Origin of the sequence: Shewanella ulleungensis (assembly GCF_014648315.1) — a bacterium.
In the GTDB taxonomy this organism is placed as follows: Bacteria; Pseudomonadota; Gammaproteobacteria; order Enterobacterales; family Shewanellaceae; genus Shewanella; species Shewanella ulleungensis.
In genome coordinates, this window is the sequence record NZ_BMQW01000003.1 from 91978 (window position 1) to 112730 (window position 20753).

The window sequence follows — 20753 nt, forward strand, 5'->3', positions numbered from 1 at the left end:
TGTTAGGCGCTTTTTGTCACGAGCTCCAAACTTATATTGGCTTGAGTGAGAGTGACCATACTGCTGCAATATTCTGAGCCGTATTGGTTAGGTTTAATTGAGCGTCAGACAATACTTGTTCTAAAGATTGTACTGCGGGAATAATAGGGAAAATTGCAATCATTCCTTGTTGAATAATGGCATCAGCGTTATCACCTAAGCAGCCGGCTATTGCAATGGTTGGCACATTGTATCTTTTGGCCACATTGAGCACACCCATTGGGGTTTTTCCATAGACAGTTTGCCCATCAATACGACCTTCGCCAGTAATGACTAAATCTGCATCTTGACAATGTTTTTCCAGCCCAACACTTTGAGTCACAATTTCAACACCAGGCTTTAAGGATGCAGCTAAAAGGGCCATCACGCCAAAACCCATCCCGCCAGCGGCGCCCGCACCTGCTTGATATTCACAACCTAATGTAATCTGTGGTGTTTGTTGGCGGTTAATCACGTTGGCAAAGTGGGCTAATGCCTGGTCGAGTTGCTCTACCATGACAGCACTCGCCCCTTTTTGTGGACCAAAAATCGCACTTGCACCACGAGGTCCACATAATGGATTGTCTACATCGCATGCAACTTCAATGGTGCAGTCACTGATGTTTGGATGTAGTGATTGAATATCAATATTATGCAATGTGGCAAGTGCAGCACCACCAAACTTAATATTAGCACCTGTAACATCGGTGAGTTTAGCGCCGAGAGCTTGCATCATGCCGGCGCCAGCATCATTGGTCGCACTGCCCCCTAAGCCTAAAATAATGTGCTTGATCCCTTGGTTAAGTGCATCTGCAATTAATTCACCCACACCAAAGCTCGTGCTTAATAGCGGATTGCGTTGTGTTGATGGCACTAAATGCAGGCCTGATGCTGCCGCCATCTCAATGACGGCGGTATGGTGACCGTTTGCATTTGGTTGCCCAAGGATGCCATAAAATGCGTTAACCGGAGTGCCTAACGGCCCTGTAACGCGACGTTCAACTATATGTCCACCTGTTGCATCCACCATCGCTTGTACAGTGCCTTCGCCACCATCTGCCATAGGCACTTTACAATACTGCGCGTTGGGGAAAATTTGTTTAAACCCTTGCTCAATAGCGTTTGCTACTTCAAGTGCACTAAGGCTTTCTTTAAACGAGTCCGGTGCAATTACGATTTTCATATATAGACCTGTGATTTACAGTAAAAATAAACTGAGGATGTACACAGTAATCATCGCTGTGACACCTTGGATTAATGTTGCTGCAGTTTGTGCACGGTAAGCTTGTTTTACACTCATGCGACTAAACTGAGTAACAACCCAAAAGAAGCTATCATTAGCGTGAGATACGGTCATTGCACCTGCGCCAATAGCCATCACGGTTAGTACGCGACCCATTTCAGAATCAAGACCGATATCACCTAATAATGGCGCAACTAATGCCGAAGTGGCAACTAAAGCCACTGTTGAAGAACCTTGAGCTGACTTTAAAGCGCTTGCAACGATGAATGGCATAAATATACCCACACCTAACGCTGATAAACTACTGCCAAGAAAAGCACCAATTTCCGTTGCTTTTAATACCGCGCCAAATGCTCCGCCCGCACCAGTAATGAGTAAAATGGGGGCCGCAACGACTAAGCCTTGGCTTATGCGGTCACTAAACTCGGCAATTTTTTTATCACTTTTTAAAAGTGATAAAGACAGCAGTAAACCAATCATTAAAGCATTAACTGGCTGGCCTAAAAATACCAATATTGAGAATATGCTTTCTTCGCCAAGTGGTTTAGAAGGGAAGTTGGCTATCGACCCTAAGCAAATGAGTAAGATAGGCACAAAAATAGGGGCGAATGCTTTGGTTGGGCTCGGTAACTTACCGTATGCATTTTTAAGGTCATCGAGATGATCAAGTTGTTGAGTTAACTCTTCTGCGCCTTCACCGTCGGGTTCTTCATTTTTAAAGCGGTTAGCCCAGAGCATGCCTGCAAATGCCGCAATGGCTGCAACAAATACGCCTACAGCAATGACCAAGCCTAACTGTGACTCTAGACCTAAGTTACCCGCTGCGGCAATTGGACCAGGGGTTGGCGGTACAAAAGTGTGGGTCGCATAAAGACCGGTTGCTAACGCAACACTCATAGCCACGTTAGAGACTTTCATGCGGTGGGCCATTGATTGCTTTAGCGAGTTTAGAATAACGAAACCTGAGTCGCAAAATACCGGGATTGACACGAGATAGCCGATGATAGACATCGTTAATGTTGGAAAGCGCTGACCAAACAGTTTTATGACTACTTCAGCCATGGTAATGGCCGCGCCACTTTTTTCTAAAATAGTGCCTATGATAGTCCCCAAGACAATCACCAGACCAATATAACCGAGAATACCGCCAAATCCGTTTGTAATCGTTTTGGCTATTTCTTGGCTAGGTAAGCCGTAAGCAAAAGCAGCAATAAATGACGCTAAGATTAAGGTTAAGAACGGATGTAATTTAAATTTTGAGGTGGCAATCACGATAAATGCGATAACACCAAGTAGGATCAATATTAAGCCCATAAGTTACTCATTATTATTGTTTAAGGGTAAAAACACTCAATAATAGTAAATCATTAGGTTTAAATTGCTTTGTTCGTTTGCATCAACTGAGTAGGGTGTTTTTTTTGTTTGTTGTGCAAATGCACAATATATTGCATCGGTTAACTTATTCGGGCTGGTGGATAAGTTGCCCGAGGTACAAACTGAGTAAACCATTGAAATTATGCAGATCAATATTGGTCACATTTTGAATTTTATCTAGGCGATAACGCAAGGTATTTCTATGGATAAACAAGCTGTTGGCACACGCTTGTAAGTCGCCCATGTGTTGTAAATATGCCGCTAAGGTTTTTTGTAATTGTTGGTTATTATCAGCTTCAATTAACTTTTGATAAGGTGCTGCAAGTGCATTACCTCGCCAATGATGACGCAAACCTGAAAGTAATACAGGTAAGCTGTAATCTTGATATAGATATTTGCTTTTTTCTGGGTGGTATTTTTTACCAATGTCGAGGGTTTCTTTGGCTGTACGGTAGGAGTATGTAATGCCTAAGTCCCCGCTAAAATAATGTCCTAATGATATGTGTAATCGCAATTGCATGTTAGCGGGTAGGCGTTTAAGTAATTTATCGATGCGTTGGCTTTCAAGTTCGGGATTAAATTGCTTACCGTCTAAAAATGCAGGTTTGAGGATCACTAATTGAGTCAGTGATGTCATGGCGATTAAATTGTCACGCATGGGATTTTGAAGTAAGTACATGACTTGTTTGAGAGCTTGGTTGTCTTGTTGGAAAGCGGCGTTATGACCATCAAGTTCAATAATGGCTGCAACCCGTGGCATCGATAAATCAATGCCTAACTGCAAAGCCCATTGTTTTAGCGATGGTAACTCTGCTTCGCTCGCAAGGATAAGTTGTGAGATAAACTCTTCTTTCTGGCGGTTTTGCCACTGAAGTTGCTCTTGCAAATTAGCTTGCTCGACAATCATCTCTGCGGTCATTTTAAGTAATTCGCCATAATGGCTTAAGGTGTCAGGTTCGCCTGTAATACCTATAGCGCCGACAACTTGCCCCTGATAGTGCAAGGGAAGATTTAAACCGGGTTTTACGCCTTGTAAATTAGCCGCAATCGTGTGATTTATTTCAACGTTACGGTTTTGGCTAATGGCGAGTAAAGCCCCTTCGTGAATGGTGCCGATACGATGTTTTTCACCCGAGCCGAGAATGACTGCCTGCGCGTTCATGACATTGATATTGTGACCAATAATTTTCATCGTGCGGTCGACAATTTTACTCGCAATATCGGTATCAATTTGAAGCATGATTCTCTCGAGATCCCTCGTGTGTAGCAATTAAGTCTTGATTAAGGTCATGATAACTTATGTTGTATCAATAGTGACAATCAATGTTTAATAAATGCATTTGAGGATAGTTAGTAGAGGTTATAACTTGAAGTTAGAGTCGCAAAAGGTTTCAAATAGCCATTTTTTCGCTAATTGTGGTTAATTAATTTGTAATAGGATAGTTATTGACTCGTCAGTTCGCCTTAATAGTAAAACAAATGACAATTTGAAATAGATGAGCTTTATTGTTTTGATATTAAATGTTTTATTTTCAACTCTAATGCTCAGTTGAGGTAAAATAAAAATAAAATGTGGGCAATATCCTTTTGCCCAAATTTCAATCACAAGATATTCACCTTGTTAATATAATGTTAAATATGGTTGTATTGCAAGTTTTTTGTCCACAATATAAAAATGCCAACATTAAAGATGTTGGCATTTAATTGTTAACACAATCGTTTATAAGCTATAGCGCATGCTCAGCATAATCATATGTGCAGTGTAATCATGGTCGACATTGCCAAAGCTGACTACGTTCCAGATGGTGTCTGGATTGAGGTCGTTGGCGTCGTCGTTATCAAGGTATTTTTCCATTTTGTAGTCAACACGAATGCTCATATTGTCTGTGGCTTGATATTGACCGTAGAGGTTGATGTTATGCACTTTGGCAAAGTAGTCACCATAATCGCCCGTAACGCCTTGTCTGACCTGGGTGGTGCTGTCTGAATCTGAGTAAGCATAATCTAAGCCTAGTTTTAGTCGACTGTCCATTAAGTTGCTGTAACTCATGCCTGCACCGACATAATCAATGGTGTCTTCAATGTCAGCTTGCCAGTTAGCGACGCTAAAACTTGAACTGCCTGATTGTTCAGATTCAATGATTTGATGATTATAAAATGCATTTAGCGATAGATCTGCGTTGACCATATAATGCAGATTAATATCGTAATAAGTGTCTGTTGATTTGGTGAGACCAATGTCGGTTTCAGAGTAATCGTCTAATGCATAACGAGCACCAAAGTCGACGGTTAAATCGGTTAATGGCGTGTGGCTGAAACGTGCTTCTAGTTGGCTGCGGTCACGATCGGCCAAATAGTAACGGCGTAATAATGCGTTTTGCTCAGATGACGCAGTTTCTGTTGCTTGATATTGTGAACCATCACGCTGACTCACGCTGCCTTTTAACCACATATTCCACATGTCAAAGCTGTTAACATTTACCTTAACCCATAAGGTGTCTTCATCGGTGGTTTCACGGTCTTGATAGCTGCGTTCTTCGCGTTTAAAGTCATAACCGCCATCGAGCTTGATACCGTGGGTAATACGATAGTCGCTTGATAATTTGGCGCGGTGAGTGGTGAGATCATACGGCGTGTTGTACGCAGCTTCTCCGGTTACATCGTTGATGCTAATTTGGGTCCATTGTTCTATTTGGGTTTTATTATCTCGGTCGTTGTAGTCATAACTGCCATTGACTCGCCAAGCGCGGTTAAGTCTTGTCACCGCCTTTAAGGTCGCGCCAGTGATATCCACTTTTGCATCAATACTGTTTGCAGGGAGTGGGTATCCGTAGCCGATAGTCGTGAGCGTTTGATCTTGCGTCATTTGCCCAATCAGTAAGCGACCACTTAGGTTCGTCATGGCCATATTATATTGGCCTAATAAAGACACTGTGTGGGCTTCGTTATCAGGATCTAGTGCAATATAGCCCGTCGTTTGTGCGCCAAATGTAGGATTAAATGCGCTGTCAAAACCGAGTTGATTATTGTCATTTTTAAACACCGAGCCAGTGTAATTTACGCTGGTAAACCAATTGTCTCCGCGAAGCTTAATCCCCGCATTGAGGATATCTGTGGTGTAATCGACAGGTTCTGCCAACATCATAGACTGGTTATAAAAACTGCCTGATGTGGTTTTAGTACCTGTTTTCTCTTCACGTTGAAAATTCACATAAGTGGTAAACAGCGACTCTGTCTGGTATTCAAACCCAAGTCCTGCACGGTCACGCGTTAATGAGAGTTCTACAGGATTTAAGCTACGGTAGAGCATTGGCATGTCAGGGCTTGAGCCTGCTGTAACCCAATTATCTGGCAGTGTTAAGTAGTCGCTACCAATATTTTGATAAGGGCTTAATGCACTGTTTGATTGATAATGGGCAAAAGAGCGATAGTTAACATTGATGTTATATACGCTTTGTTTACCGACATCGATATCTAATCGGCCGTTATCCATACCGAGATTATGGGCCTCAACGTTAGCTTGATAACCTTCTTTGCCTTTATAGCGAATATCAGCGTCAACTTTGCCTGCCACTTGGTTACTGCTATTGAATGCATTCGCGGATTTGATATCGTCTTCACTGTTATAAGCAATACCAGCATCAACATAACCTGTTGTTCCTGTTTCTACAGCACATCCTTTACATTGCCATGCATCAAATTTTACGTTGTCCGTTTTAGCATTAGACAAGCCGTATCCTTGTGCGAATAAACCAAAACTGCAACTTGATAATAATGCTAAGGTGATGATGTTTAATTTTGTTTTCATGATGTTCTCTCCTTAGCGCTGCAATAGTTTGCCCGATGGATGGTTTGACCCATGGACTTGGCTATGACAATTTAAGCAGCTTCGTCCGCCAGTAAATGCGTTACCATTAACCGTTGAACCCATATCTGTATTACCAAGGTAAGCACTACTTGTATGGCCGTCGCCTGAGTGACACTGTTGGCATAGTTGTGGAGCACGCGTTTTCAGCATTGCATCATTAACCGACCCATGAGGGTTATGGCAATTTACGCAATTTTCGGTGACGGGTGCATGCTCCCACAGCTTTGGGCCACGTTTCTCTGCATGGCAGCTATAACAGGTTTCGTTCACTGTAGGTTGCACTAGGTCTGCATCACTTAAACTACCGTGTGCATTGTGACAATCGCTGCAAGTCATTTGATTCCATTTCATAGGATGGCTTGTGCGTTTATTCATGTCTGCTTTTTGTTTAGTGTGACAGCTGGTGCACACGTCCATTTCTGTTTGTTTTGACAATACAGGGTCATGCGCAGCATGCACACTGTGACAAGAAGCGCAGGCAACATCTGCATTTGCATGATGGCTGCTTTCCCAAGTCATACGTTTGTCGTCGTTGTGGCAACTCATACAAACACTATTTTGTTTGTCTGGGGCAAGTGTTGAGTCTGGGCCGAAAGTAATCATTGGCTCTTTACCGCCACGATTATGTGTACCTAATGGACCATGACATGCTTCACATTGAAGGCCTGCCATTGGGCTTTTTGATGAGTCTATCGCACCATGTACACCTTTAAATAGGTCCATGACTTTCTCAGATTTTTTATGACACATTAAGCATGAGTCAGCACCTTTAGGAGAATATTTTCCTTCTGCAAATTTTTTATCTAGTGTGGCTTCAACTTCTGCAGGCGTCATAGTGGCATCCCACTTTGCTGCATGAACTTGATTTGATAAAAATAAGGCAGATGCCGTGAGGCAGAGCAGAGTAAATAAGAGCGTATTGATTTGATTTGTGGTCTTCATAAGTAGACTTCCTAATTTGTCCATTTTGATGATCAACAGTTCGATAAAGTAAGTCATAGCATTGGGGAGAAGCCATGCTTCTCCCCAATGGACAAATTAAAATTTAACTTCAGTGTGATTTTCAATGGTGGGTGCATGGCAGTAGAAACATGTTTCTAATTGTGCAGCATCATTTGCCTCTTGATAACTACCATTGACAATTGCACCCTGACTTGTCGCATGTTGCGATATTTCGTCAAAGCCATGGCAAGATGCACATGTTGCTGTGATAGGTGTGGTATATAAGCCCGCAGAAGTAGCAAGGGCGCCTTTCACTTTAAATGCATCTAGGTTGAAGTCATCATGACATTGAGTACAGTCTTTAATAATGCCTTGCTCGCCATGAACACTATGTAGTTTCATTTCAAGCGCACCTTGATTGCCGCCCGATGCATATGTACCGTCTGGCGTATGGCAAGTGACACAACCATCAACACCTACGGTCATTTTACCATTTAGTTCACGACCAAGTTGTTCGGTCATGATAAATCCGGCGTGATAACCTTTATGCAGCTCAAAGGTTTCTCCGTGGCAGCTTTCACATGAGCCAAAATTAACTGAGTCGATATGGCGGTAGCTAGGGGTGTCGCCTGATAATGTGGCATGAGCAAGCTCTGCTTTCATACTGGTTGTGTCTACGCCATCAACACAGTCAATTGCTTCGTTGCCATTGCTGCACATCTCTAAACCAATAAAACTAAATGCGGTGTCTGTATCACCACTGCCAAAAGGTAGTGATGCAATGGTGTACACTAGTTTGCCATCGACAATGCTTACATCAGTTTGTAATTGGCCCACTTTGACTAAATCTTTACTGATTTTTGCCAATCCGCTTCCTGGGCTAGCGTTATAACCCATAATAGGGAAGTTTGGTCCTACATTGGTAATCGTTTCAATTCTTTGGATTTTGCTGACTAAAGTAGTGGCATCAATCGCTGTGCCATTGGCATCAGTAAGGGTAACCGATAACGTCGCAGACATGTCATCATCTGTGGCTTTATTGGCAACTAGCATGGCACTCATACCATATTGGTTAATTAATGTTTGTTTTTCACTGAATGCAGAAATATGTAAGGTTTCTGTCCAACTCGCATTATGACAGGCAACGCAATTGGAGTTATCGGCTTGTTGTGAGTGACCTTCACCAGTTTTAAAGTCGATATCAGTATGGCAACTACTACAGGTTTCCATGGTTGGAATTCGTGTCCAGTTGTTCCATTCTGTTAACTGTTCAGATTCAACGTGACAGGTTGAGCAGTTGTCTTGTACTAGCGCATGAGCAGCTTCGGCACTTTTATCTAAATTACGGCCATACATTTTGGCATTGTTATGGACGTTATGGATTAGGTGGCTGAAGTCGACTTGGACTTTATCTTTTTCGATTGCCATTTCATTGGTATGACAACTGATACAGGTCGTTAAATCGGTATAGCTGTGGTAAATGCTTTCGCCTTCAGCATGACAACTGTTACAGGTGGCATCACTAACCACATTTTTAGTGTATTTAGCTGTATAGCCTTCGCCGTCAAAATCTTCTGTGATTTCAGCTCTTGGGGCCGTTGTTACACCATCAAGTAATGTCGACGCACTTGAAATGACATTGTAACGTTGGGTTAATTCTGAGTTAAAGCCTTCTACATCAATAGTAAAAGTGTATTTGCCGTTACCTAAATCGGTAAACGCATCTTGTGAGCCTATATATTGCCATTGTGCAGCATTACCGGCACCTGATGCTCCAGCAGGAATTAGCTGAACCACCTTTTTAACTTCTATTTCTGTCAGACCGACGATTGGTAAATCGCTTTGATTGGTCGCGAATACCGTTACTGTCGGCTTGTTGTCTTGATATGTTACGTCTGTAATATCAAGATTTAGTGTTTGAATTGTTTCAGCTGGTTCGCCACCTGGGTTACCCGCGTCACCATCTTCGCCGTCACTTCCGCTACCGCAACCAACCAGTGTCATTGATGCTGACATAGCAAGTAATAATGCAATTTTTGTGTGTTTTATATTCATCATATTGTCCCTGCAAAGGTCATCAATCAAACTTACTGGCAGTATTTTCTGCAATATTAAAAATCAGTTAAGTTGATGTGTAAAAAGTTTTCCCAACACTAAGATTACTTTACAAATATCAAGACGTCTGTAAAGCGAACGCAATAGTGTGATGGTGATCAGGCTATTAATAAAGAGGTATGTAAAATACAGACTTAACTCATATTAATTGTTCGTAATATAAAAAGGCCCCAATGTAATTGGGGCCTTTTTAATAAGCATAAACTATTAAGTTATTAACATTAAGAGCCGTGGCTTTCGGTTAAGCGTGCAGGAGTATGGCACGTTGAGCACATTTCGGCTGAGCGGGTATGGACATCTTCTTCACTCATACCATCAACAATACCGCCATTAGATTCTATATGCGATATAGTCGACTCTGTAATGTATTGTTGGTGACATGTTAAGCATGCGCCTGTATCTGAAGATACCCAAACATCCGCTCCAGTGTCAGTATCTGCATAACGCCAAACTCTCTCTTCTGAACGGCCTAAGCTAATTCCGTCAGCTGTATGACAGGTAGCACAATCGGTTTTTAATATTGTGCCAGATTCAACACCTGAAACACTTAAATCGTGACCTTCAGCGCTGTGAGCTTTAAATGCAAAACTGGTTGATTTTTTACCCCCTGGGTATGCCGAATCTACTTTGAGCGTTTTATCAGGTGTATGACAAGTTTGACAGTTAATACCATTATCATAATGGTAAACTTCTTGGTTATGACAACCTTGGCAGGTTGTTGTATCTACAATGTTTCTTCTTGTTGCTGCAGTTTGAGTTGTATCTACTGCATCAGCGGCCATGACAAAGTGGTATGCATTGCTTTTTATTTCAACGCTTCGTACATCGTCAGTCTCGCACGAGGTTAATTGCACTTCAGGGCGACCATAACCGCCATTGTTGTAACATGCCGTTACAGCAGACCAAAGTTCAAAGGTTTTACCTACATAGTCAGTCGGTAGTGTTACGCTGTTCCATACTAACGTCCAACTATTATCTGCATTTGCAACACCTTCACTTAGTCTTAAACGTCTAAAGTTGTAGCTGGCATCGTTATAAGCGGGGTAATCGATATCACTGTCCCATGCCATGACAATACGGCTACTCGTATCGATAAATTCAGCTGCTATAACATTAGCGGACTCATCTGTAAATTTAACAGTTGTGCTAAATTTACCTTCAGCCGTTACTGTTGTATTGCTAAAGACAACATTCATGGTCTGTGTTTCATTGTAAGCCGTCATCACGTCGCCATGGGCTTCTTTTGCACTACGTGCATAACCATCTTCAATATGGCAAGAAGTACATTGAGTACTTAACCCCACGTGATGCTCTGATGCTGACTCTGTATGACACGCTATACAAGCTGTATCACTTTTATTAGCAGTAAATAATGCGGCATCTTTAGGGGCATCAGCGCCTTCGACATGACATGCACTACAATCTGCTGCAGGTTTTTGCGGATACATCACGTTGCCATAATCATGTACACCACCGCCATAACCTATGACTTTGTAAGGGGCTGCTTCTTCACCTGTTGCGGTATGTGTTACGCGGTCTTGGCCTTTATGAATAGCGTGTATCATGTAACCAAAGTCAACACTGTTACCTGTTTCTGGATCGCCAGATGTTGCTGTGTGGCACGATGCACAGTTTTCAAGATCAATTCTGCGACCTCCGTGTAATTCGAGACTATCTGGTTGGTGACAGGTATAGCACGCCTCAATTGATACTACATCTCGCGAGGCGATATCTTCGATTAACCCTGTAGAAGGTTGAAAGTCATAATGTGCATTTGCGGTGATGAGCGGTTGCTTTAATTCAAGGGTAATACGCTGGGTGTTATCTTGATTGTAGGTAATCGTTAATGGCTCAGTAATTTGGCCAACATTAGCTTGGAACGTATAGCTGTAAGTACCATCTTGATTATCAACTAAACAAGTATCACAAGCTGATGCAACTTCAACTTCTGCTTGATATTGAGCTGAGGGTGATATATTGGTTTCACCATCAGGTATCGTACTGGTATTAGGTTGTTTTAATACATTGATATAAGACTGCCATTGGTAGCCGCGATCAATTTGTGTGTCACCGACTATTTCAGTCACTGGAGTTAATTGCGAAATACCAAAGCGGAGATCATGATCCTTTGTTAACCCGAGAACTGCAACACCATTACCATTTTTTAGACTAAAAGTAACATTGACGCTCCCGTCAGTCACTGTTGCATCTGTAAAAGTGGCTTGTAATGTGGATGTGCTGTCAATATCGACACCGATGATGCCATCGATACCATCTTCGCCATTAGCACCATCACTGCCTCCACAGCCCGATAGTACCAACGCAAGAAGCCCTGCACTTAATACCGCTTTTTTTGCGGGACGAACGGTCATTGTTTTCATCATGTATTCCCTGCATTCTTTTAGTTATCGCGCATTTCACCAAGGGTTAACAGTGTGCGGATTTTATTCAATTTTCATATTAGCTAACCTTTGCGAGTTACTCATCGAAATAAGTGCAGAGTTGTGACTAAGATCTGACTATTCCTTTGGGAGTAAATGGCAAATGTCATCTGTTGGAGTCAAAGGCGAAATTATTACCTTAACTTAGCAAGAATAGGGTCCAGTTAATCTTTGTCTAATTGAGAGCAACTTTGGCGAACATAGGCTTAATTACAAAACAATAGAGTAAAATAGCGGTAAGGGAATAACATAAGTTAAGTTGATAAATGCATATTGTTTGAAATTTGCATAAGTATTGTGCAACTAAGCAAGTGATTGCACAGTTATCAGGATTAAGGCTTGATCAAGCCAATAGGTTAGGGGATAATCGCCTCGTTCTGAAAAATAAGATTTGTTAATCAGAAGTCAATGGTGACCCTAGGGTCCCCCCGCAATGATAACTTGTGAACTCGGCCAGGCCCGGAAGGGAGCAACCGCAGCAAGCGACTCGTGTGCCGGGGTGTCGGCTCTAGGGGAACCTCCAAATTTACTCCCCTCATCATTTTCATTCAGTTATCTATTTCATGCTTAAGTCGCTACTTAAAGGCTGTATACCTTCGCATAATTATCTTTAAACTTTAAATTTGCTGCGCCGCTGCTATTTCTGCTTCTTCTTTTAAGCGTTTTTGTAAATTGGCTTTAAGAAATTGACGGGACTTTTCGAGAGCATCATAAATCTCGGTTTTCATCATGTGCAATTCTTGATAATTTTCAAAAAAATAGGTATCAACCAAGTGGCGAATGTAACGCACAGGCAATTGATTGAGCGTGACGCAGCATAAATCGGCAAGGTATTCTTCAGGCAACTCTTCCATTAAGCCTTCATCTCTCAGTATTTCCATTAATAGAACTTCATAATAGTTACGAATATCTAAGTGCATTATATGCTCCATTGAGACCAGTGTTGTCGACGTCTATGTCGAATATATTAGGTGTAAGCGTTCGCTACACTAGCTATGTTGATTAGTTGCCTTTGCTTAACCATAACTTATTTGCTGCAACGAGTAATTGGCTATGTCGATGAGTTAACTCGGCTTCATTACGACTATAGCCTCCACCAATCACGGCTGCAAGGGGGATGTTGTGGCTTTTGGCTATTGATATCACTTGGGTATCTCTTGCTAGAATGCCTTGGTCCGAAATATTGAAGTAGCCTAAATCATCGTCTTGATGAATATCCACCCCTGCATCATAAATAATAAGGTCTGGCTGATGCAGTCGAATAAGGTAGGGCAATATTTGTTGGATATGCTCAATATATTCTAGATCGCTGCAGCCATTATTTAAATCAATATCATGATCTGACACTTGCTTACGCGAGGGGAAATTTTGTGCGCAGTGGATTGAGCAGCTAATAATATTGGGGTATTGCCGAGTTAACGTTGCGGTGCCATCACCTTGATGTACGTCGCAATCAAATATCAGCACGTTATCCGCTTTGCCGCTATCTATTGCTGATTTTGCCGCGATAACTAAATCGTTAAATACACAAAATCCACTTCCAAAATCATAATGAGCATGATGATATCCACCAGTTAAATGCACTGCAAAACCATACTCTAATGCTAATTGACTGCACAATACTGTGCCATTCACGGCATGTAATGTACGCGTAACAAGATGTTGGCTCCAAGGAAACCCAATACGTCGTTGCGCTTTGTGTTCGAGTTTTCCATTGATGAATTGATCAACATATTGCGGGCAGTGCACAGTGTGCAGTGTTTCGAGACTGATTGGTGTGGGAATATGCTGTGATGACCCAAGCAGTAGTTGTTGCTCAATTGCATATTCATAAAGCAGTTGATATTTTGTCGTTGGAAATCGGTGTGTGCGAGGCAACGCCAGCTGCGAATAGCTGGCGTGATACACAAAGGGGATGGATGCTATCATTTAAAGTTGTTTAATGGCCCAACCCATAAATTCTTTGCGAGTTTTTTCATCAGCTTGTAACCACCAGTACTGTAACATTTGCTCCGCTTGCGCTGGCGTAGTTGCTTTATTTTTAGGCATTTTTGTCACAGTTGTTTCTACTGTCACGGGAGCCATGTTGGTTGCTACAGCAATGTCTGATTGCTCCGGTGCTTGTGCTACAACCGTTGTGCCATCACCAGTTGCAGATGCTGATAAGCTTTCAAAGTCTTGTTGTTTATTGGTTTTAAACAAGCTAGTGATAAATGTCTCTTCAGTAAAATTAGTTTGTTCAACACTATAAGAAACTGAACCGTTATCTTGACGGCTAACCTTTACTTCTGGGGCTTTTGCATAGGTTTTAGGCTTTTTAATTACATCACCATTAGCCGGTTTTAGATTGTATTGATAATCACCATCAACCGTGAGGGTGACAATAAAGGGCGTTGATTTAACAAATGATTGGCTGTCACTGAAGGAGTCATCGACGACATCGTGATAGCGGATGGCGATTTTATGAGTGCCATTAGTTAATGTTAAATCCGATTGATGTTTAAACATGCTTGTTTCAATTGCTTCGCCATCAAGAGCTAAATATTCAAAAGACATTGGAATAGTTAAATTAGCTGCAAATACTGATGATGAAGTTAAAAATGCTAACAGCGCACTAGTGGTGAATACAGATTTCATTGTTGCTCCTTAACGAGGGTAACTTTGGCGAGGTCGTTCAAATAATTGAATGCGCTCTTCAATATAACTTGTTGCTTGTTTACATTTTCCTAAGCGACGATGCATCAAAAGGATGTCATTTTGCAATTGAATTTTGTCATCACTATGACAGAATTCAAGATTTGCTTCCATTTGTTGTATTTTTTGTTCAATTTTTTTCGCCCAGTTGAGATGTTTGGTAAGTTCAGCATATAGCTGATGGCTGTTTTGCATCACATTACTGGCTATCCAGCCAAAACCACTGTCTTGAACTGCTTGTTGCTGCTTTTTTGCATATCTCGCACGATTACTGGCTTTACGTTGTGCTTCGGCTTTTAAATTAATGTCGGTGGTGAGCAAGGCTCTTTTTAGCGCGATAAAGCGGTCTTGTATCCGATCACAACTGAGTTGAATAACAGGACCACTCAATTTTAGTAATAATTGTTTTTCTAGCTTTTGAATATCTTGGCGAAGCTGCGAGATACATGGGCTGAGTAGGCCGCCCTGTTGGGCGAAAAGTTGGCTATTAAATCGTTCTGTTTGTTGTAACGTTTGACGTTGGTTGGGTGCTAAGTTTTGGTCATGCATTAGGGCATCTTGCTCAAGTTGAGTAAGCTGCTGCTTTAACATTAAAACCAGTTGCTGGGTATTCATCCCCAAGCACTCCAAGTTAGGTGAATTGCTATCGACAATACCATAACGATAAAAATAGGTTTAATAAAAGGTATGCCAAATCGAATTGCGCTCCTTGCGCCAATATAAGAGCCAGCCATCATGCAAACACCCATCCATAGTCCAAGCATCCACTGCACTTGCCCCATAGAGGCAAATATCAGTAATGCAGTTACATTACTTACAGAAGTCATCACCCTTGCTAAGCCGCAGCTGTGCAACAGCGGGAGTTTGTGAATTGATACTGATGAAACGGTCCAAAATGCCCCAATACCTGGTCCTGCAAATCCATCGTAATTTCCAAGTATAAAACCTTGCGTGATTTGCTTACGAGCAGATGAGCGTTCAATGGGTAGGTTGACATTTTTGTCTCCCATTGCTTTTGGGCTAAACAAGGTATAAATGGCAATACCGATAATTAATAGTGGCAAAATTTTATCTAGCCATGCTGGGTCAATTAGAAAAACGAGAATACATCCAGTGACAGAACCTATGAGAGTGGCAAAAAAACAGGCTTTCCATAATTTAGGATTAAATAATTGCTGTTTGTAGAAGGTAACACTTGAAGTTAATGAGCCAAAACACGCTGCTAACTTATTGGTGCCTAAGGCTAAGTGCGGTGGAATACCCACTGTTAACAATGCTGGTATCGACAATAAACCACCACCACCTACTATGGCATCAATAAAACCTGCAATAATCCCGATGACCGCTAATACTGCCCAATGGCTAGGGTCTAATAATAAATCCAACTCAGTACCTATTCAATAACACGTCTAAAAGGGGGAAGGGCATCAATCAATGATTTGCCATAACGTTTGGTCACTAGGCGACGGTCTAAAATAGTGACTCGCCCGTAATCTTGCTCTTTACGCAGCAAACGACCACAACTTTGGACTAATTTACGCGATGCATCTGGAATTGTCAGCTGTAAAAAAGGATTACCACCTTTTACTTTAACGTATTCCGCATGTGCTTGTTCTACCGGTGATGTAGGTACGGCAAAAGGCAGTTTAGTAATAATTAGGTTTGTTAAATAGTCGCCCGGTAGGTCTAAACCTTCAGAAAAGCTACCTGTGCCGAATATGATGCTTGGCAGACCATCATCACAGCGCTGCTTATGCTTTTCTAAAATTTGTTGCCGTGGAATTTCACCTTGAACAAATAACTGATCTTTGGCAATTTTTCCTTCAACTAAATCAACCACTTTTTCCATTTGCCAATAAGATGCAAATAATACTAACGTGGCCATTTCTCCATCCACTAATGCAATAATGTGCTCTGCGATTTCGGCGGTGTAGTTATCATCAGTAGGCTCTGTAACCATTTGCGGAATAAACAATGTGGCATTATTTTCGTAATCAAATGGCGACAACAATGCTAAAAATCGTGTGCCATCATTAATCCCTAAGCCGACTTGATGAGCAAAATGATTAAAGTTGTTTAGAGCACGTAATGTTGCACTGCACAATACAACGCCTGCCGCTTTTTGCCATAGCATCGACTCGAGCATAAAACCGACTTCTATTGGCGATGAGCAAAATAAGTAATCCTGCTGTTTACCGGTAATCAGTTCTGCCCAGCGCGCCATTGGCGCCCCTTTTTTACTGTCTTCTTTGGCCATCATTTTCCACAATTTATGTAAATTGTCTAAGCGTTGAAGAATAAAACCTGTTTCAGACAATAAACCTTCAGATTGATGCTTAGGCACTTCACCGTCTTTTATCGCCTCACTTAGCACTGACACTACTTTATTAAACTGTTTAACCGCCGCACCTGATGCTGTGGCTAAATTTTCTGCCTGAATCAATAATGCTTGCGGTAATTGCCCATGCTCAAAGCGAAGCCGACTTTCTGGGTTGGAAAATAATTGTGGTTGAGTATCGCAATAATGCGCGACTTGAGTTAATAAGTTGGTTAAGTCGGTTGTATGATCAAGCATGGCTTGCACAGGAGCAATAATGTTATTTGTTTTGAGTTGATTTTGCAGCTTAGAGCAGGTTTTAGAGGCTTTTTCTAACCAATCACAAGCACCACGTAATGTCGCTTGCGCGCTGGAAAAGTCCCTTGCCACAATCGGTAAATGGTGTGCCTCATCGATAACATAAAACATGTCTTCTGGATCAGGTAAAATAACACCGCCACCTAATTCTAAGTCAGCAAAAAGCAAGCTGTGGTTGGCAATAAGTACATCCCAGGTATCGACATCTTCACGAGCTTTATGAAATGGACAATTGTGATGTGCAGACACTTGTCGATGACAACTGTGTTTGTCACAACAGATTTGTTGCCATAGAAAATCTGGAATAGGATGCTGCAGGGTATCTATTTCACCATTCCAACGTTTTTGATGGAAGTCTTGATGTAGCTTCTGCAGCTCGTTAATTTGGCTTTGGTCTGGCTTTGTTTGCCACATGGCCATTTGTGAACTGTCTTGATTGCCAATCATGGCTTCAAGTTTGGCTAAACACACGTAACGTTGGCGACCTTTAACTAGGCCGAATTTAAAATCAACGCCAGATTGCTGTAAAAAAAATGGCAAATCTTTGTGGAGTAACTGTTCTTGAAGTGCAACCGTTGCTGTGGCTATGCAGACCTTTTTTTTGCTGGCTAAGGCTAATGGAATCGTGCCAAGAATATACGACAGTGACTTGCCAATCCCTGTACCCGCTTCAACAACAATAATTCGCCGATCTTTGTCATACTCTCCTGCTAAAGTTTTTGATATTTCGGCTACCATGTAGTTTTGTTCGCGACGAGAACGAAATTGCGGCATAGCGTTAGCAATTTCTTTGTAAATTGTGCGAATTTGACTTTTTATCGTATCCGGTAGCATAGAAGTATGATTTCTGCGTTGTCTGAATTATGCTGTACATAATAACAGTGAATTAGCATGCTACGAAGTAATAAATAAAATTGAATCATTTACCGCCGCAATTAAAACATTCCGCCCATGCTCATCAAAGCGTGTCTGCATTGCAGCGTGTGAAGGGGCGTGTATTGACTCGCCATGCGATATACCGTCATGGTCAACTGGTGTTGCAATATTATTTAAAAACGGCAAATGGCCCGATATTAATTGAATTGCCACACAGTGATGTGATTTGTTTTTGTCGTCAGCAAGATGTGAATACTTTATCTCAAAAAGTCGATTTTTCGCTCAAGTCTGAGCTCATAGCGCTAACCAGTTTTGCTCATGAACCGGTATGCGCTTTGTATTTAAAATCTAACAGCCAATTGAAAGGCTTAATTAGGGTTGCGAACGATGTGGGAATTATCCTATTTGAAGTCGACATTAGACCCGAACAGCGATATTTAATCGAACGTTTTATTGCTCTTGATATTGAATGTGTTGGGGCTTTTCACAATATAAGTCTCGATTCCACACTGCCGTTAATGACACTTGAGCGAGCCAGAAAACCTGTAGCAGAAACAACCGACGTTGATATTACATTATCTGTAATATCGTTAGATTTTGAATGCAGCTTTGATGGCGAACTCTATTCAGTAGGGTTGTATGGTGAGCAATACCAATGCGTGTTTATGGTTGGTGAGCCGCAAAATGATAGTCATGACTTTATTGTGTGGGTAAAAGATGAGGTAGAACTTATCCATCATTTAATTACCTGGTTCGAGCAATACGATCCAGACATAATTATAGGTTGGGCGGTAGTCACTTTTGATTTAGCTTTATTATATCGCCGCTGCATTTTACATTGCATCCCCTTATTAATCGGCCGAGGTGGCACTGAGTTAAGCTGGAAGGTCGCTGATAAATTTAGGCCCGAAACCCTGTCTTTGCCGGGGCGGGTTGTGCTTGACGGTATTGATTGGTTAAAAGCAGCATTTTATCAATTTGAGAGTTTCTCATTGGAGTTTGTTTCAAGGCAATTACTCGAAGAAGGTAAAGCAATTGATCATGTTGAAAACCGAGGCCAAGAAATTACCTCGTTATTTCACACTGATAAAAATGCACTGGCGTTTTATAACATCACAGACAGCAGGTTAGTGTGGGATATTTTTGAAAAAACGCAATTGATAGATTTTGCTATTGAAAGGGCAAAATTAACGGGCTTAGAGTTTGGGCGTGTTGGTGCATCGATTGCCGCATTTTATCATTTATATTTACCTCACTTACATCGAAATGGATTTGTCGCACCAGCGCATCCAACTAGCCAAGGCCTAGAAAGCCCTGGCGGTTATGTCATGTCATCCATACCTGGTCATTACAAAGATGTATTGGTCTTAGATTTTAAAAGTTTGTATCCATCGATTATTCGGACTTTTTTAATTGATCCAAAAGGATTAGTTGAAGGTTTACACATGGCCAAAGCAGGTGATATTGCTTCAACCATTCCTGGTTATTTGGGGGCTCACTTTGCTCGTGATAACGCTATTTTGCCTGATTTAGTTGCCAGCCTAGCAGCGCAACGAGAAATGGCAAAAATAGAAAAAAATGCACCGTTATCACAAGCGATAAAAATCATCATGAACTCTTTATATGGTGTATTAGGTTCAAAAGGTTGTGTGTTCCATGATGCAAAATTAGCAAGCTCAATTACCATGCGCGGCCATCAAATCATGAAATTGACTAAGCAATGGATAGAAGAATGTGGCTATCAAGTTATCTATGGCGATACAGATTCTACTTTTGTTTGGCTGGGCGCTAATCATGGTATTGAAGACATTAATGCTTTGGGATTACAACTCGCAACTCGCATAACAACGCGCTGGCACGCTTGGTGTGAAGCAGAATATCAATTAAACAGTTTTCTAGAGTTAGAGTTTGAAACCCACTTTGATCAATTTATTATGCCAACACTAAGAGGCTCTGAAGAGGGAAGTAAAAAACGTTATGTCGGAGCTTCATTAGGTGCAGACAATAAGCTTAAGTTGATATTTAAAGGCATGGAGCAGGTGAGAAGTGATTGGAGCCCGATAGCTCGTAAGATGCAATTTGTCTTATACGAGATGTTTTTCAATGGTGAGGATGTTATTGATTATTTACGCCAAGAATTAGATGCCCTAAAAAAAGGTGAAAGAGACAGCGAACTTATTTTTAAAAAGCGCTTACGCCGTCATGCAGAGGATTACACTGCAAAATCATCTCCCCATGTTAAAGCGGCTAAACAATTGGCACAAATACAGGGTACAAATAAAGCGACAAGGAGAGGGTATCAAATCAGATACTTGATGACGACAACAGGAGCTCAAGCTGTTGAAGCTGAGCCTAATAATATTGATTACGAATATTATATCAGTAAACAGATACAGCCCATTGCCGAACCGGTTTTACAATTATGTGGTCAACGATTTGATGCTCTTGTAAATGATCAACTCTCATTAATCTAAAACTCATTTCATTGTGAACTATAAATATGTAGCGTTTAACAAACATGGAGATTTCATGATTAATTAACAACAC

Annotated in this window: 14 protein-coding genes and 1 other RNA gene; 2 read left to right on the forward strand and 13 right to left on the reverse strand. The window is 41.4% G+C overall.

The genetic code is table 11. The features are described 5' to 3' along the window. Positions 1-31: 31 nt before the first annotated feature. From IEY40_RS07190 to IEY40_RS07220, 7 genes are all read right to left on the reverse strand, one after another. Positions 32-1201 (reverse strand): glycerate kinase, encoded by a 1170-nt coding sequence (locus tag IEY40_RS07190; protein ID WP_188954743.1) that lies wholly within the window; start codon positions 1199-1201, stop codon positions 32-34. A gap of 15 nt (positions 1202-1216) precedes the next feature. Beyond that, positions 1217-2575, reverse strand: a complete 1359-nt coding sequence (locus tag IEY40_RS07195) for a GntP family permease (protein ID WP_188954744.1) — start codon at positions 2573-2575, stop codon at positions 1217-1219. Between the two features lie 145 nt (positions 2576-2720). Beyond that, positions 2721-3875: a sugar diacid recognition domain-containing protein gene (locus IEY40_RS07200; RefSeq protein WP_188954745.1), complete on the reverse strand. Its 1155-nt coding sequence runs from the start codon at positions 3873-3875 to the stop codon at positions 2721-2723. A 480-nt stretch (positions 3876-4355) separates the two neighbouring features. After that, a complete protein-coding gene (locus tag IEY40_RS07205) occupies positions 4356-6443 on the reverse strand; it encodes an MtrB/PioB family decaheme-associated outer membrane protein (protein WP_188954746.1) in 2088 nt (695 codons plus the stop codon). Between the two features lie 12 nt (positions 6444-6455). Beyond that, positions 6456-7445 (reverse strand): DmsE family decaheme c-type cytochrome, encoded by a 990-nt coding sequence (locus IEY40_RS07210; protein ID WP_188954747.1) that lies wholly within the window; start codon positions 7443-7445, stop codon positions 6456-6458. A 96-nt stretch (positions 7446-7541) separates the two neighbouring features. Then, on the reverse strand, positions 7542-9503 hold the full coding sequence (locus IEY40_RS07215) for an OmcA/MtrC family decaheme c-type cytochrome (RefSeq protein WP_188954748.1): 1962 nt from the start codon (positions 9501-9503) through the stop codon (positions 7542-7544). A 278-nt stretch (positions 9504-9781) separates the two neighbouring features. Next, positions 9782-11944 carry an OmcA/MtrC family decaheme c-type cytochrome gene (locus IEY40_RS07220; RefSeq protein WP_188954749.1) on the reverse strand — a complete coding sequence of 721 codons (2163 nt, stop codon included), beginning with the start codon at positions 11942-11944 and terminating at the stop codon, positions 9782-9784. A 474-nt stretch (positions 11945-12418) separates the two neighbouring features. Here IEY40_RS07220 and ffs point away from each other — a divergent pair. Then, positions 12419-12516: signal recognition particle sRNA small type (gene ffs, locus IEY40_RS07225), an RNA gene on the forward strand. Between the two features lie 102 nt (positions 12517-12618). Here the strand turns inward: ffs and IEY40_RS07230 are convergent. From IEY40_RS07230 to dinG, 6 genes are all read right to left on the reverse strand, one after another. Further along, on the reverse strand, positions 12619-12921 hold the full coding sequence (locus IEY40_RS07230; RefSeq protein WP_188954750.1) for a late competence development ComFB family protein: 303 nt from the start codon (positions 12919-12921) through the stop codon (positions 12619-12621). 82 nt (positions 12922-13003) lie between these two features. Further along, positions 13004-13930: a histone deacetylase family protein gene (locus IEY40_RS07235; RefSeq protein ID WP_188954751.1), complete on the reverse strand. Its 927-nt coding sequence runs from the start codon at positions 13928-13930 to the stop codon at positions 13004-13006. Then, positions 13931-14638: a DUF2057 domain-containing protein gene (locus tag IEY40_RS07240; protein ID WP_188954752.1), complete on the reverse strand. Its 708-nt coding sequence runs from the start codon at positions 14636-14638 to the stop codon at positions 13931-13933. A 9-nt stretch (positions 14639-14647) separates the two neighbouring features. Then, positions 14648-15310, reverse strand: coding sequence for a primosomal replication protein (locus tag IEY40_RS07245; RefSeq protein WP_188954753.1), 663 nt, complete (start codon positions 15308-15310; stop codon positions 14648-14650). Then, positions 15307-16080, reverse strand: coding sequence for a TSUP family transporter (locus IEY40_RS07250; RefSeq protein WP_188954755.1), 774 nt, complete (start codon positions 16078-16080; stop codon positions 15307-15309). The genes IEY40_RS07245 and IEY40_RS07250 overlap by 4 nt, the downstream gene beginning before the upstream one ends. 8 nt (positions 16081-16088) lie before the next feature. Further along, the gene (dinG, locus tag IEY40_RS07255) at positions 16089-18164 is read right to left on the reverse strand and encodes an ATP-dependent DNA helicase DinG (RefSeq protein WP_188954756.1); all 2076 of its coding nucleotides are present in this window, start codon (positions 18162-18164) and stop codon (positions 16089-16091) included. Between the two features lie 131 nt (positions 18165-18295). On the opposite strand from dinG, the gene IEY40_RS07260 reads away from it, so the two are divergent. After that, complete coding sequence (locus IEY40_RS07260; RefSeq protein ID WP_188955316.1) at positions 18296-20680, forward strand: DNA polymerase II; 2385 nt, start codon at positions 18296-18298, stop codon at positions 20678-20680. Positions 20681-20753 lie beyond the last annotated feature (73 nt).